At 61.4% G+C, this 14,213-nt stretch carries 14 protein-coding genes and 1 tRNA gene; 10 read left to right on the forward strand and 5 right to left on the reverse strand.

Going from position 1 to position 14,213, the window contains the following annotated elements:
• Positions 1-26: 26 nt before the first annotated feature.
• Positions 27-2,273: a protein kinase gene (locus VES88_06250; GenBank protein HYN81085.1), complete on the reverse strand. Its 2,247-nt coding sequence runs from the start codon at positions 2,271-2,273 to the stop codon at positions 27-29.
• 123 nt (positions 2,274-2,396) lie between these two features.
• Positions 2,397-3,296 (reverse strand): IS1 family transposase, encoded by a 900-nt coding sequence (locus VES88_06255; GenBank protein HYN81086.1) that lies wholly within the window; start codon positions 3,294-3,296, stop codon positions 2,397-2,399.
• Between the two features lie 610 nt (positions 3,297-3,906).
• On the opposite strand from VES88_06255, the gene VES88_06260 reads away from it, so the two are divergent.
• From VES88_06260 to VES88_06275, 4 genes are all read left to right on the forward strand, one after another.
• A complete protein-coding gene (locus tag VES88_06260) occupies positions 3,907-4,386 on the forward strand; it encodes a hypothetical protein (protein ID HYN81087.1) in 480 nt (159 codons plus the stop codon).
• 170 nt (positions 4,387-4,556) lie between these two features.
• Positions 4,557-4,874: a 50S ribosomal protein L21 gene (gene rplU, locus VES88_06265; GenBank protein HYN81088.1), complete on the forward strand. Its 318-nt coding sequence runs from the start codon at positions 4,557-4,559 to the stop codon at positions 4,872-4,874.
• Positions 4,875-4,884: 10 nt separating this feature from the next.
• Positions 4,885-5,166 carry a 50S ribosomal protein L27 gene (gene rpmA / locus VES88_06270; GenBank protein HYN81089.1) on the forward strand — a complete coding sequence of 94 codons (282 nt, stop codon included), beginning with the start codon at positions 4,885-4,887 and terminating at the stop codon, positions 5,164-5,166.
• 141 nt (positions 5,167-5,307) lie between these two features.
• Complete coding sequence (locus VES88_06275) at positions 5,308-5,763, forward strand: hypothetical protein (GenBank protein ID HYN81090.1); 456 nt, start codon at positions 5,308-5,310, stop codon at positions 5,761-5,763.
• A 127-nt stretch (positions 5,764-5,890) separates the two neighbouring features.
• Here the strand turns inward: VES88_06275 and VES88_06280 are convergent, their stop codons facing one another.
• The 3 genes from VES88_06280 to VES88_06290 all read right to left on the reverse strand — a co-directional run bounded on the left by VES88_06280 (position 5,891) and on the right by VES88_06290 (position 9,622).
• Positions 5,891-7,186 (reverse strand): amidohydrolase family protein, encoded by a 1,296-nt coding sequence (locus VES88_06280; GenBank protein ID HYN81091.1) that lies wholly within the window; start codon positions 7,184-7,186, stop codon positions 5,891-5,893.
• A gap of 2 nt (positions 7,187-7,188) precedes the next feature.
• On the reverse strand, positions 7,189-8,628 hold the full coding sequence (locus VES88_06285; GenBank protein ID HYN81092.1) for an amidohydrolase: 1,440 nt from the start codon (positions 8,626-8,628) through the stop codon (positions 7,189-7,191).
• 118 nt (positions 8,629-8,746) lie between these two features.
• Entirely contained in the window at positions 8,747-9,622 is an 876-nt protein-coding gene (locus tag VES88_06290) for a glycerophosphodiester phosphodiesterase (GenBank protein ID HYN81093.1), read from the reverse strand.
• Between VES88_06290 and VES88_06295 the strand changes: the two genes are divergently transcribed.
• The 6 genes from VES88_06295 (at position 9,547) to VES88_06320 (ending at position 14,208) form a co-directional block, all read left to right on the forward strand.
• Positions 9,547-10,101 (forward strand): RNA polymerase sigma factor, encoded by a 555-nt coding sequence (locus VES88_06295; protein HYN81094.1) that lies wholly within the window; start codon positions 9,547-9,549, stop codon positions 10,099-10,101. The two genes, VES88_06290 and VES88_06295, sit on opposite strands and share 76 nt — an antisense overlap.
• On the forward strand, positions 10,094-10,780 hold the full coding sequence (locus VES88_06300; GenBank protein ID HYN81095.1) for a zf-HC2 domain-containing protein: 687 nt from the start codon (positions 10,094-10,096) through the stop codon (positions 10,778-10,780). The genes VES88_06295 and VES88_06300 overlap by 8 nt, the downstream gene beginning before the upstream one ends.
• A complete protein-coding gene (locus tag VES88_06305; GenBank protein HYN81096.1) occupies positions 10,777-11,334 on the forward strand; it encodes a hypothetical protein in 558 nt (185 codons plus the stop codon). Before VES88_06300 ends, VES88_06305 begins: the two co-directional genes overlap by 4 nt.
• 108 nt (positions 11,335-11,442) lie before the next feature.
• Positions 11,443-11,526, forward strand: a tRNA-Leu gene (locus tag VES88_06310).
• A 128-nt stretch (positions 11,527-11,654) separates the two neighbouring features.
• Positions 11,655-13,028 (forward strand): TolC family protein, encoded by a 1,374-nt coding sequence (locus tag VES88_06315; protein ID HYN81097.1) that lies wholly within the window; start codon positions 11,655-11,657, stop codon positions 13,026-13,028.
• Positions 13,018-14,208 carry an efflux RND transporter periplasmic adaptor subunit gene (locus tag VES88_06320; GenBank protein HYN81098.1) on the forward strand — a complete coding sequence of 397 codons (1,191 nt, stop codon included), beginning with the start codon at positions 13,018-13,020 and terminating at the stop codon, positions 14,206-14,208. Before VES88_06315 ends, VES88_06320 begins: the two co-directional genes overlap by 11 nt.
• Positions 14,209-14,213: the final 5 nt, after the last annotated feature.

The raw sequence follows: 14,213 nt of genomic DNA on the forward strand, positions 1-14,213 counted from the left end.
TCGCGAATCCGCGAACGGCTGCCGCCTCAGGAAAGTCCGAGATTGCTCAGGAGTACATCGAACCGCGGGTCGAGACGAAACGGATCGTACATCGGTGAGCGGATCCCGAATGCCAGCGTGCACGAGCGCTCGGCAAATGCCTGATCGAGACATTCGAAGGCAAGGTCAATCTCTTCGAGGTGTGCGTGAACCCACGAAAGGAGAATGGGAGCGACATACTCTGATCGTGCTTTCTCTTTCAACTTCGCAAGGACATCCTGTGCCTCCTGGATCTTCCCGGACATCGCGTAGACGACGCCGAGCAGCGCCTGCATGAACGTCACACCGGGCGAAAGCCGCGCGCCTTCCCGCGCGTAGTTGATCGCCTGCTCGTACCGCCCTTCGTGGGCGTACGACAGGCTTATGGCGAACAATCCGGTGAACGACTCCGGGTCCAGCTCCAGAACTCGCTCGCAGTACGCGATAGCCTCGCCGTACTCTCGCGCGTGATAGTGTACCAGTGCGGTGATCATGTTATGGAGTGGATCTATCTCGGACGCCCGCTTTGCAGCAGCCTTCGCTTCGGCCCGGCGATCCATGTCGGACAGAAGCCAGGCGAGGTACGAATGTGCGAGGGCGTGTCGTGGATGTTTGGCGATAACCGCGCGCAGAGTAGACTCTGCGCCAGTCCAATCCCACTCGAGGATCTGAACATGCCCGAGGGTCGTTCCCGTCTCGGCAAGATCCGGTGCCAGTTCGACACCGCGTACTGCTGCCGCCTTTGCCCTCGGCATCACCGCGACTGACGGCACGAAGCCATAAACGGCGAGCACGGAATAGCAGTCAGCGAGGCCGTGGTATGCGAGCGCGTATCCCGTATCGTGCTTGAGAGCTTCGCCGAAATGCTGCATCGCCGCCTGCATCTTTCGTGTTCCATTCCATATGAAACGGCCACGCAGGTAGTGCTCGAAAGCTTCGACGTTGTCGGTCCGCCGGCGTCCGAGTGACTCTTTCTGTTCACCGGTGAGCCTTATCTGCATCTTGCCGACGATGCTTTTCGCTATCTCCTCCTGAATCGCGAATACGTCGTCGAGCTCCCGGTCGTAGCGTTCGGCAAAGAGGAGATATCCATCGTCAGCGTTGACCAGCTGCGCGTCAATTCGGACCCGGTTCTTCGAGCGTCTCACACTTCCCTCGAGTACCGCGTCGACCTTCAGCTGCTCCGCTATCTGGGACACATTGAGACCGCGTCCTTTCAGCGCGAACGACGATGTCCGTGCCGCCACTCGAAGAGAAGCGATGCGGCTCAAGGCGCTGATGATCTCGTCGGCAATGCCGTCCGAGAAGTATTCGTTCTCGGGGTCCGCACTAAGATTCGCAAACGGCAACACGGCGATCGAAGGCTCCCGACGCCCACGACGGGTTGTCGCCCTGGACTCCCCGCTGAAGTTGCCGGAGTCCAGCGCCGACACCAGCTCTGCCGAATGCTGTGGCCGGTCACCCGGCTCTTTCTGCAGGCAGTACATCACAAGTGTGGCGAGCGGATCGGGAATGTCCGGGCGACGGGTTGCCACCGGCTCGGGCTGCTCGACCAGGTGCGCCGCGAGCATCGCATGGCGGGAGCGGCCGGCGAACGGAGTTGTACCAGCGAGCATCTCGTACGCCATCACGCCAAGGGCGTAGATGTCCGAGCGGTGATCGAGCTCCAGATCGCCTGCTGCCTGCTCCGGAGACATGTAGGCCGGCGTACCAATTACGAGGCCTTCGGACGTCAACGCGTTGTCATTCGGGCGCATCGCCGCGTGAATCGCTTTGGCGACTCCAAAATCCATCACCATCGCCGAGCCATGGGACAACAGGATGTTGTCCGGCTTGATGTCCCTGTGCACGATTCCGCATCGATGCGCATAAGCAAGCGCCGAGGCCACTTCGCGAAGGATGCGCACCGTGTCGGCGATTGGAAAACCGCCCGACGCGCCGAGCTGTTTTCGCAGCGACTCACCGATGACGAACGGCATGGTGAAGTAGGGAAGCCCACTAACTTCCCCCGAGGAGAATACCGGCAGTATGTGCGGGTGCTGAAGCTGGGCTGCCATCTGGATCTCGCGGCGGAACCTGTCGAGCATCACCGCCCCTGCCAGCTCGGAGGGAAGAACCTTCAGGACGATCTTCCGATTGAGCGAGACCTCGTTCGCCAGGAAGACACGCGACATGCCTCCGCCGCCAAGCTCTCGCTCGATTGCGTAGCTGGCACCAAGGGCGGATTGCAGCTGTTGTCGGAGCTCGTCGGGCAGTTACTACCTCGGGGACGCGGGTTACATGGGTAAGGGTGTTACAACGATACGGATTGACTGAGTCAACCGCCACGTTGGGGGTCGCTGACTGTAGTGCGGTAGTGTCCGATTTTGACTGTGACATTAGGCCGCCTGACCGAGTTTGATTTTCGGGTCCATGAGGCCTAGCACTTTCTCAATCGTCCAAACGTGGTCCGTCACGCCCGCCGCCATGGCGGGTGTCGTCTTGATTCCGTTCGCCGCTTTCGTCAGGGTGATGTGTGAGCGGCAAAAGTTGTAATACATGAAATGCAGGCTCACGGCGTGCGCGTGATTCTCTGCTTTCTTGGAAAACGCATTGGTCAACCGCGTGAAGCGGCGCATGTGCATCCGCATAGTGAGGTTGCACCGCTCGACGTAGGACGTTGAGCAAAGGTCCATGTCCGGGTCGCCCATGACCCACGCTTTGTCCACCCCGATGCAAATGGCCGGACTATACCGCCTCCGTGGGTCCTGCGGGACCATCGTGTTCCCGTAGTCCTTGTCGATGATCGCGTAGTCACAACCACCCCAACCGAAAGCGGCCTCGACAGCATTAGGGTACATCTCGTGTCCGTCCGTCGAAATCTGGACGCGGTTGGCTACCCTGCGGGCGACATCGTACATGAGCGCATGGGCGTTCTGGCGGTTGCGCTTTCCAACCATCCACGACAGGGCAAGCTTCGTTGTCGCGCAGATCGCGGTATACGTCCAGATGTCACCCTGACCCGCTTTCTTGGCGTTCCGTTTCTTGGCGCCCACGAATGACCAAATCTCGTCTGCTTCGATTCTCTCGCAGGGGAGATTGACTAGAACGTGGTGCTGATAGATCGAGCAAAACTCGCCAACCTCAACCAGTAGGCGAGTGACAGTGTCTTTGTCCGTTCCCGTCATACGGGCAACGGAACGGATTGAACCACCTTCAACTAGGCCGCGAATGACAGCGGCGCGTCTGGAAATAGAGAGTACGTTCATACCTAGTAATATGCTTGAGCGGTCAAGCATTATCAAGGGTATGTTACAAACAAAAACCGCCCCGTTACGAGCGGTTAGGAGACTGTTTGACGGGGGGTTATTCCCGGTCTTTCCAGCGGGCGTTTGCGGCCCGTTTGGCAATCTCGGAGCGTTCTTTGGGGGATAGTGATTCGGCTCTTGCTCGACCACCCTTGAGGCCGCCCCGGCGACCCAGCTCAACCGCTGCGGGATTCTTCTTATGGGGCTTGGGTGTGCCTGTAGCCCGCGCCACAATGGACGCAGCCAGTTGGTTGGCGTCGAGTCTCTTACTACTGCTTGACCGCTTAGGCATATTTTCAAACTAATGTCAGAAATCCCTGAAAGCAAACGCCGTTGTGTATTCTGCGGTGGCGGCCCAATGACACGCGAGGACGTTTGGCCTGTCTGGCTGTTGGAATTGATGGAGCAACGACTAACAACGACAGAGGTGGTTGTTTCCCGTGACGGTGTCGAACGAACGGCGCCCAACTTAAAGACACGGGTTAGGCAGGTTTGCAAGTCGTGCAACAATGGTTGGATGTCGCTGTTGGAGGCCGAAACAAAGCCCATCCTCTCGCCCATGATTATGGGGGACGGAGTCTTTACGCTAAGTGAGCGCGAGGTGAAAATACTCGCCCGATGGGCCATGAAGACGTATCTCATGATCGATCTGATTTTCCCTTCACACAGAAGGGTCATTCCTCCTTTTGCGTATCCAGGGTTTCGCCGTTACGGGACCCCACCAAAGCAGTGTGTTGTGTGGATAGCAGCGTACGGAGGGAATAAGCCCAGCTTCACCATCCACAGTGGTTCCGCTGCCGAGGTTGCTCCGGCTGTCTTCAACAACGACGGAGTTGTCATCTCCGGACGTACGGGACCCATCGGTGCTCGGTGCACCTTCTCCGTCTATCGGGTCGTGTTTCAGGTCATCATCATGAACACACCCCTGCCGCTGCGTGGAGCGACCGACCACATCGGCGCGCAGAAGATCTGGCCCCTTCCACGCGGCCCCGTCCAATGGCCTGTCGGCAACATGGCTTTCGACGATGATGTCCTCCTCAGCTTTGCCAATCGGCACATCGACGTCTTCATCCCACGTTAGCCACTCCCCTCGAAACCACTCATCGTCAAATCGCGGGTCAGTCATAGCCGCCCCCGATTTTCGTTACAATCAAAACCGGACACCGCCTGTAGTGCAGAGAAATTGACTTGACTCGGCGAGAAGCTTATTGTTATAGGCTGTACCCGATTTCTTTAACCCGCAGTGCCCAAATGGCTTACGCAATCATCCGGACAGGTGGCAAGCAGTACCGCGCCGAGTCCGGCAAGACAATTAGAATCCCCAGCCTGCCAGGAGACGAGGGATCGAAGGTCACCTTCAGCGACGTCATCCTCGGCTCGGACGGCGACAAGACGATCGTTGGTGTTCCCGCGCTCAAGAGCGCGTCAGTCAAGGGCGAGATCGTCAGGCAGGGTCGTGACAACAAGATCGTCGTCTTCAAGATGAAGCGCCGAAAGAACTACGCCAAGAAGCAGGGGCACCGGCAGGGCTTCACTGAAGTTCGCATCAACGACATCAAGCTCGGATAAAGGAGTTCTCATGGCACATAAAAAGGGCGTCGGCTCGTCCCGAAACGGACGCGACAGTAACCCGCAGTACCGCGGCGTGAAAAAGTTCGGCGGTGAGAAAGTCGTCGCCGGCAACATTATCGTCCGCCAGTGCGGAACCAAGTGGCATCCCGGCCGCAACGTCGGACTCGGCACTGATTTCACGATCTATTCGCTGATCGACGGAGTCGTGAAGTTCGAGCACAAGAACCGAACCCGTTACAAGGTGAGCGTCTACCCCGAGCAGACCGCCGAGAAGGGGAACGCCGCGTAAAAGCTGCCGCATTCATCGGATCGTTTGCGAAGGCGTCGTACGGAAACCCCGCGGGAGCGGGGTTTTTTGCATCCTATGAAACTGCTGGTGGATTTTTTGCGTAGACTAAACACGCAGGGCATCCTCTAACCCGAGACTACAATGGCGTTATTCGACAAGCTCAAGGAAGAGCTCGACCGCGCAGGGAAGGCAGCGCAGGGCGCTTTCGATGAAGGCAAGATCCGGCTCGAAGCGTTCCGCACGCGTCAGCTCGCTGACAAGGCGGCGCAGGCGCTGGGGTACGCCGTGTTTCGGGCGAAGCAGGGCGGCTCGGAAATAGACCCTGACACTTACGCGCGACTCTCGGCGACGCTCGCCACTCACGACGCTGAAGCTTCGCGTTACGAAGGGGAGCTCGACCGGAAGCGGCGGGAGTCGGCCGCTGATCGCGCAGCCAGCGCAGCTGCCCCAGACACAGCGACCGGTGCGGCCGACGCAGGAGCGGCAACACCGTCCACGTCGTCGACATCGAGCACGTCGTCCTCGAGCACGTCATCCTCGACCGGCGGCGACCCAACGACAACCGCAACGGCCGAGTCTCCGCCTTTAGGCGGCTGACACAAGCTCCGAAAACTGTCGAACACGAAGCCCGCGAGATACCTCGCGGGCTTCTGATTTTCTGGTGTTAGCGACCAGCGCCCAGCGCCCAGCGACTAGCGGGTAGCGTGTAGTGCCACCTTGTCGTTTACCGAAGCTTCCCCGGCATTGTGAGGTAGCGTTCAGTAAGCAGATCCTGACGGGTCTTCTCGGTTCGCTGGATACCTCGAACGAAAACATGCTCCGCTCGAGTCGTGAACTCGAATGGATCACCGCTCCAGACTACGACGTTCGCATCGCGGCCCGGCGAGAGCGAGCCAACGCGGTCGGACACGCCGAAGATTTCCGCCGGCCAGAGCGTGACCGCCTTCAGCGCATTCTCCCATGTCATTCCGTAGGCAACGGCGTTGCCGGCTTCCTGCTTGATGTTTCGCACGTTGAAGGCTTCTTCGTCCCCGCCGCCGGCGTTTCCAATGAGTGCAACACGGACACCCGCCGCGCTGAGCAAGCCCGGATTTTCCTGGCGCTGGCCCAGCGCCGCAAAGCCCGCGGGAATGTTGTTCATCGCCCCGGTCAGCACGGGCACGCGCGCAGCAGCGAGCTTGCCTGCCATCAGCCACGCTTCCGCGCCGCCTCCGACAATGAGCTTCAGGTTGTAATCGCGCGCGATGCGCAGCGCGGCGTCGATGTCTGATTGCTTGTCGACGATGACGAGCAGCGGAAGTCGTCCCTGGACGACGGGAATCATCGCCTCGAGATCCAGACGACTCGCCCGAAACTCCCGAGTGTCGGCCCGGTCGAACTGGGCGCGGTGGGTGATGAAGAACTTCGTGTCTTCCAGGAGCTCGCGCAGCTTGACGATCAGCTCGCCTCGCGACGTCGTTCCCGCCTGCGCGGCATTGCCTATCTCGGCGACCATCGCGACCGGCGATCGCATGATCATGTCGGTCGTTGTGCCCTCGACGAGATCGAGTATCGCCGCCTGGCCGGAAACCAAGCCGCCCGTCGGCAGCACGACGAACGAGGTGACGCCTTCCTTTCTAGCCGGAGCGAGCATCACCGAATTGGGATTCAATCCTTCCCAGACCGTGAACGACGCCGCGATGTTGTCCTGCCCGCGCGCCTGCATATCCCGGGTGTCGGCGACCTGGCCAATCTCCACCAGCCCAAGCTGCGTTGACGAGTTGATGAGTCCTGGTGTCACCCACTTACCGCTCGCATCTACACGGCGCGCGTTGGCGGGCACGGGAATATTCGCGCCGACACCCACGATCTTGCCGTTGGTGATTACAACTGTGCCATTCTCGATTGGCGGTCCGGAAACCGGGAAGACCTTGCCGCCGGTAATGGCGATCGTCTGAGCCGCGGCGGGATGCGCCTGGAGAACGAACGCAAACGCCGACATCATGAGCGCTGCAGCTCTGCGCATGAGAAAGTCTGTCATTGTCAGCGGGCCCTCGTCGGCACGAAGCCAAGCTCGAAATCGGTTCGCCAGTGCTCCGCGGTGTCGAAGCGGTCGTACAACATCGCGCCGTCCACCCAGACTTTCTCAACTCGCGTGTAGACGCTGAATGGATCCGCAGACCATAAAACGAGGTCTGCGTTCTTTCCTTTCTCGATAGATCCGATCCTGTCATCGAGGCCGAGGGCCCACGCGGCATTGATCGTCATCCAGCGAAGCGCCTGATCCGACGTGATGGAAAGTCCCGCCTCGATCCCCGCCTTCATCGCCTTCGCCACTTCCTGATTCAGCCGCTGCGAGCCGGAAGGATCATCGGAGTGGACCATCGCATGCGACCCGGGAATGCGGTCGACAAGCGGCAGGTTCGCGCGAACCGCATCCATCGCTTCGATCTTGAAGCTGCCCCAGTCGGCCCAGACGCTCGCTCCAATGCCTTCCTTCGCGAGAACGTCAGCGATCTTGTACGCCTCGACCCCGTGGTGGAATGAGCGGATCTTGTAGCCGAACTCCCGCGCGATGTCGATCATCTGCGCCATCTCGTCTGCCCGATAGCAGTGGTTGTGAACGAGAATGTTTCCGCGAAGCACTTCGGCGAGAGTCTCCTTTCCGAGGTCGCGGGTCGGCGGATCGCCCTTGTGGCCATCATTCCACTTGTCCCACTGCCGGCGGTATGCTTCGGCATTGATCCAGGCGGTGCGATAGCCGGCAACGTTTCCCATGCGTGTGGAAGGCCCGTCGGCCCGCGTCCCGTAGACGCGCTTCGGATTTTCGCCGCAGGCCATCTTGAGGCCGTACTTCGCGCCGGGGAACTTCATGCCCTGAACCGTGCGCGATGGCACGACCTTGAGTACGACGCTGCGTCCGCCAATGAGATTTGCTGATCCGGGTAATACCTGGATCGTTGTCACCCCGCCTGCGAGGGTGCGGGGAAATTGAGGATCATGGGGCCACACCGAATGCTCCGCCCAGACGTTCGGCGTGCTCGGGTTTGTGGCTTCGTTGCCGTCGCTCAACGCGCTGCCGCCCGGCGAGGCATAGACGCCGAGATGCGAGTGAACGTCCACGATTCCCGGCGTGACGTACTTGCCGTTGCCGTCGATCAACACGGCACCGGCCGGAACATCGACCGTCGCGCCGACCGCGACGATCTTTCCATCTGCGACCGAGACTGCCCCGTTGCGTATCGTCGGGCCTGCCGCCGTCATGATGTGCACGTTTCGAATGACGAGCGGCGCCGAAGCGACTCGCACGTACGTGCTCGGAAATGGGTCAGCGTTGGGAAGTGATTTCGAGCCCAATCCGGCAGCAGCGACGGCCGAATCTTTTCCGGATGCCGGTGATGGCCGCTGAGTGCCCGAATAAGGTCGGCACGCTGCCGCCGCAAATGTCGCAAGCGCGGTGAGACGTACGAAATAGCGTCGCATCTAGATGGATTTCCTCCTGTTGTTCATTGGCGAAGCGTCCTCGCTTCGACGCGGCCGAAAACATAGCTCGCCACCTCGAGCTCGGCACGTGTGACGTTGCAAGGGAATTGCGGCATCATCAGCTCTCGTCGATTTCGCGGAGCCAGCTCGCGCAGGCAGCGCTTCTGTCCGTGCAGATGCCGTCCACGCCAATGCCGCGGAAGTGCGCCCACTGCGCGGGGTCGTCACTTGTCCACGCGATGACACGACTACCTCGACTGTGGATTGTGGTTATCAGCGCTTCGTCGATGAACTCGCATGACTGCCAGAGATCTCTGGCGTCGGCGGCTTCCAGGAGGTACGAAGGGTCCACCGGGTATCCCACTTGGAGAATTCCTGCAGGGACATCCGGCGCGAGCGAGGCGAATCGCTTTATGATGCGGTGGTCAAATGAATGAACCGCGCAGCGCGCTGCTGCGGCCGGAACGCTCGATATGACTGCCGCCACGCGGGCCTCTATGTCGCGCGCCTTTATCTCTATGTATACGGCGGCACGCGCCCCGATTGCCTGCAGCACCTCCTGAAGCGTTGGAAGGGCGACACCCGGAGCCAGCTCGAAACTGTCGAGCTCTGCCAGCGAAATAGAGGCGATCGCGCGCCCGGCGATGGGAGAATCGAGGGCCGGCGGAAGGAGGGGGTCGTGATGGACCACAACAGCTCCATCACGCGTTGCATGAACGTCGAGCTCGACGCCGTCGGCGCCCGCATCCAGTGCCGCTTCGAAGGCCGGAAGCGAATTCTCGGGGTATCTGTCGCGAATGCCACGGTGGGCAATTACTTCAGGGTTGCGCAGATCTTTTCCCCCATTGGCGAAGGCGGATGCCTGATAATCATATGCGTTAACGTTCGCCCCGGGATAGCGTCTAACATGCGAGTTGAATGAATCCTCGAACCCAACGGCGCCCCGACGAAGCCGACTCGGTATTGATCGAGCGGTGGAAAGCGGGCGATTCACGAGCGCCCACCGAGCTGGTGGAGCGCCATGCGGATGCGCTCGCACGCTTCGCCGCGAGCGCGGGGGAGCGGGAGGAAATCAAGGAGCTGGTGCAGGACACGTTCGTTCGCGCGTTCGGGTCGCTTCACGCGTTTCGTGGCGAGAGCTCATTTCGGACATGGCTGTTCACGATCGAGCGTCGGTTGATGCTCGATCGGCGTCGAGCGGAGCAGCGGCAGAACAATCTCGTGCCAATCGAAGCGGCGGATGCGCAGACCACCTTCGACGCGCTCGACGGGATGGTGGCGCAGGAGACGGCGACGCGTGTGAGGCGGGCAGTGAATGGGTTGTCGCCGATGCAGCGCGACGTTTTTTCGATGAGAGTGGAGCAGGGCCTGTCCTACAAGGAGATCGCGGCGGTTCTCGAGACGACCGAGGGCGCCGCGCGAGTTCATTACCACAACGCGATACGCGCCGTTAAGGAGTTTCTCGATGAATGATTGCCTGAGCGCCGAAATGCGCGATGTGCTGCCGGAGGTAGTTCACGGCAGGCTCGACGCGGCGAAGCTCGCCGAGGTCGAGGCACACGTTGCATCGTGCGATGCGTGCGCCTCGGAGCTCGAGCTTCTCAGGGCCGTTGTCGCATCAATGCCGGTAGCGCCGGCAATGGATGTTCAGCGGATCGTTGCTGCGCTTCCTGTCGCGGCGAAACAAGGACTGCTGCTGCACAGAGGCAATGGGGAACCGGCTTCGGCGTCTGACACGCCAATCGGGCGGCCGCAGAGTGTGTGGTCCAGTCCGTTGCTGCGCGTTGCCGCAGCCGTTGTCGTTGTCGCGGCCGGCGGACTCTCGCTACTCGTCGGAAGGGACGTGCTCAACCCTGAAGCTCAGGTTGGCGGCAACAATAATCGTATCGCGGTGACGAGTCGGCCCGTGGCGCCTCCGTCTTCGGCGACGACGGTAGCACCGAGCGCTCCTGTGGTTGTCGAGTCGCCTCCGGCCGGCGTACCGGTGGCTGGCACCGGAGCGGGTTTGCTCATGAGCGAAGTGGATGGACTTTCCGACGAGCACCTTGTCGCGCTGCTCAGCGAGATGGACAGCATCGATGCTCTTCCTGACGTCGAGCCCGAGACTATCGTGCCGGCGGTTGTGGATTCGGACAGCGGGGCGGGCGAATGAAACGAGTGAGGTTCGTATTTCTGGTGGCTGGAATAGCTCTGGGCGTGCTTGCATCTATGCCTTTGCAGGGTCAGCGCACGGGCGACTCCGCCTTCCGCCGACCCCTCGGCCCGCAACGCGAGGAGCTCGAGCGGCGTTTTCGGGAGAGAAGCGCCGAGATCGCGCGCCGGCAGCTTCAGCTCACCGATGACCAGATGTCGCGTTTGCGCGCCGTGAATCAGCAGTTCGAGACACAGCGAGTATCACTCTTTGCGGAGGAGCGGCGGGCGAGGGAGGCTTTGCGCGGCGAGCTCACCTCGGCCGCGCCGAATCAGCAGAAGGTCGCGGCCCTGCTGGATGAGCTGATGGGAGTGTCACGCCGGCGTTTCGACATTCAGGCGAGTGAGCAGAGGGAGCTGGCGAAATTCCTGACGCCCGTGCAGCGAGCGAAATACTTTGGCTTGCAGAATCAGCTGCGACAGCGAATGGAGCAGGTGCAGAAGCGCGGAGGTCAACGAGGCGGGCGTCGCCGTCCCCCGATGGCGCCGCCGGGCGGCAGACGCGGGCTTGACTGAGCGATAGACTCCGGCGATACGTGCCGCAGTCGCCGCCGCTCAGCGCTGCGCTCGATTGGTCTTGTTCTGCACCGCCGTCTCACTTAAATAGAAATCCGTACCCCCGTCGCCCGGGTGGCGGAATTGGTAGACGCACGGGACTCAAAATCCCGCGAGCTTAGGCTCTTACGAGTTCGATTCTCGTCCTGGGCATGACACCTCGGTTTTTGCGAACTCCGAACACTACGACGGCGTCATCCGTATAACTTTGGATGATGCCGTCTTTTCTGCTTCTTGTGGCTTTGCAGGGCACGCTTGCAGCCCAGCCGCGCACCCCAGCCTTGATTGACAGTCTCCCGCTCACGCTGCCGCAGGCGGTCGAGCGGGCAATTCGCATCGGCGACGAGTCACGTGCCGCCGCGGCACAGGTCGATGTCGCGGACGCTCAGGTCACCGTCGCGAGAGCCTCCGGACTTCCGCAGCTCCGGCTGAATACCAGCCAGAGTCACGTGATGCAGAGCGCACGCGCGAGCGCCGTCGGGCAGATCTTCAACCAGCCCAATACCTACACAGCGAACGCCATTCTCTCGCAGACGCTGTTTCAAGGGGGGAGGGTCATGGCCGGTTCACGTGCCGCGGCGGCAGTCAGAGGTGCGGCACGTCTGGATCAGACGGAAGTCGCAGCTCAGGTCTCGCTCGACGTGCAGCGTGCCTATCTGCAAGGGCTGTTCGCGGCGAACTATGCCGAAATCCAGGATACCGCTCTCGGCCTTGCCCAGCAGCGTCTCGCGCAAACAATGCAGTTCGAGCGCGCCGGCCGCGCTTCGAGGTACGATGTGCTCCGCGCGGGAGTAGAGCGCGCCAATCTTCAGCCGACAGTCATCCAGGCACACAGTGACGTCGAGCTGGCGATGGTGGATCTGCGGCGTCTCATCAACGTCCCCTTCGATCAGCCGCTCAAGCTTACAAGCCGGATCGACACGACTTCGGTGCTTCGCTGGATCGCGCAGCTCCGCGCTGATCAAGCCACGACGAATCGAGCCGCGCTGCGATCGGCCGAACTCGTGTCGCAGGCGCGACGTGCTGCGGTGAGCGTCGCGCGCGCAGACTTGTTTCCGACAGTCAGTCTCATAGGCATTGTGGGCGCCCAGGCGTTTCCTCAGACGGGCTTTCCCACGACGCGCGGACGATTCGAAGAGATCCCCTGCGCCGACGGCTCGACCACGCGAGTATGCACACGTCAGAACGGCGGGTGGTTCGGTGACAAGTCTTTCGGCGTGAGCATCGGCATTCCGATCTTCGACGGCTTCAGAGCGAAGGGTGCAATCGATCTCGCGAATGCGCAGGCGAGACTCGCCGACCTGCAGCTCGCGCAGACGCGCGAACGCATCGAGAGCGAGACTGCAACGGCTCGCGCCGAGCTCGATCGTGCCGAGGCGCTTTTTGCCGCCGGCGGACAAAACGCGGCGGAAGCGGCCGAGGCGTATCGTCTGGCGAGCCTCCGTCAGTCCCGCGGCCTGGCGACGCAGCTCGAGGTTTCCGACGCCCAGCTCGCTTTGACTTTGGCGCGCACGAACCAGGCGCGGGCGGTTTACGATCTTTATCTTGCGGCTGCAGGCTACGCCCGTGCCATTGGCAGGCCGCCGCAGCTGTTCGATCTTCCGGCTACAACAACTCGTACGTCACTTCCACCTTCGGTGAAGCGTGCTCCGTAAGAATCAGCGGCTGGTCTGCGCGGGATTTTCGGCGTGCATCGTCGTTACGGCCTGCTCCGGCTCCGACCGGGGAGAAGCATCCGCGCGTCCGGCGGGCGGTTCTGCAGCAAACGGCGGTAGAGGGGGGCAGATGCTCACTCTCGCCGAGACCGACATCACCGTTGCGCGACGGGCGAACATGGTCGATGGCGTCGCGATAACGGGTACGCTGCGCCCCATCGAGACCGTGGACGTTCGGGCAAGAATAGAAGGGGTGCTGCAGGGCGTGTTCGTGCGCGAAGGCGACTACGTTCGGGCGGGGCAGCTGCTCGCGCGCTTCGAATCCAGCGGGCAGGAGAGCACGCTTCAAAGCGCCGCCGCCGGGAGGGCTGCCGCCCAGGGCGATCTGGCCACTGCCGAGTGGCGGCTCGCACAGTCCGAGCAGCTCTTCAAGCAAGGCGCAATTGCCGAGGAAGAGTTGCGTAGCTCACGAGCTGCAGTTGGAGCGGCGAGAGCAAAGCTTGCCGCGGCAAATTCCCAGGTGAGGTCGAGCTCGCTGAACCGGCGCGACACGCGCGTTCTCGCGCCCACGTCGGGCACGGTCGAAAAGAGATTCGTCGAGACTGGGGAGCACCTCAATTCCGGGGGACAGCTCTTCACGGTTGTGCGCAACGATATTCTCGAGCTTGCGGCGGCAGTGCCGGAGAAGCAGGCGAACAGCGTGGCAAGAGGGCAGTCAGTCGAGTTCTCCGCAAACGGCCAGGCGTTCGAGGGACGCGTCGCGCGGCTGAGCCCCACAGTCGATCCCGCGTCGAGGTCGATAACCGTCTACGTCCAGGTTCCGAACCCGACAGGTGCTCTGAAGGGTGGCACATTTGCCACGGGAACGGTTCTTTCGCGGACGATAAGCAATGCACTCGTGATCCCGGTTTCGGCACTACGACAATCCCCGAGGGGTGGCCAGATTGTCTACAAGGTTGTGCAGGGCAGCGTCGATACCGCGACAGTTCGGGTCGGGGTCGTTGACGATCGCACTGGAATTGCTGAAGCTCTGTCAGGGGTCGCGGACGGGGACAGCCTCGTCTCGGGTAACGTCGGCAGCCTTGGGAAGGGAATGAAAGTTCAGGTCGTTGGCGCCGGCCGTGGGCAGTCATCCCGGGCATCGTCGCCCGGAGCGGGCACGCCACCGCGCAGTCCGTAGCGAGG

The sequence above is a fragment of the Gemmatimonadaceae bacterium genome, assembly GCA_035633115.1.
In the GTDB taxonomy this organism is placed as follows: domain Bacteria; phylum Gemmatimonadota; class Gemmatimonadetes; order Gemmatimonadales; family Gemmatimonadaceae; genus UBA4720.

What these genes read in the sequence shown, in the direction of transcription:
- VES88_06300 (HYN81095.1), top strand. Translation starts at nt 10,094, where the DNA reads ATGAATGATTGCCTGAGCGCCGAAATGCGCGATGTGCTGCCGGAGGTA.
- VES88_06295 (HYN81094.1), top strand. Translation starts at nt 9,547, where the DNA reads ATGAATCCTCGAACCCAACGGCGCCCCGACGAAGCCGACTCGGTATTG.
- VES88_06280 (HYN81091.1), bottom strand. Translation starts at nt 7,186, where the DNA reads ATGACAGACTTTCTCATGCGCAGAGCTGCAGCGCTCATGATGTCGGCG.
- VES88_06275 (HYN81090.1), top strand. Translation starts at nt 5,308, where the DNA reads ATGGCGTTATTCGACAAGCTCAAGGAAGAGCTCGACCGCGCAGGGAAG.
- VES88_06255 (HYN81086.1), bottom strand. Translation starts at nt 3,296, where the DNA reads ATGCTTGACCGCTCAAGCATATTACTAGGTATGAACGTACTCTCTATT.
- VES88_06285 (HYN81092.1), bottom strand. Translation starts at nt 8,628, where the DNA reads ATGCGACGCTATTTCGTACGTCTCACCGCGCTTGCGACATTTGCGGCG.
- rplU (HYN81088.1), top strand. Translation starts at nt 4,557, where the DNA reads ATGGCTTACGCAATCATCCGGACAGGTGGCAAGCAGTACCGCGCCGAG.
- VES88_06305 (HYN81096.1), top strand. Translation starts at nt 10,777, where the DNA reads ATGAAACGAGTGAGGTTCGTATTTCTGGTGGCTGGAATAGCTCTGGGC.
- rpmA (HYN81089.1), top strand. Translation starts at nt 4,885, where the DNA reads ATGGCACATAAAAAGGGCGTCGGCTCGTCCCGAAACGGACGCGACAGT.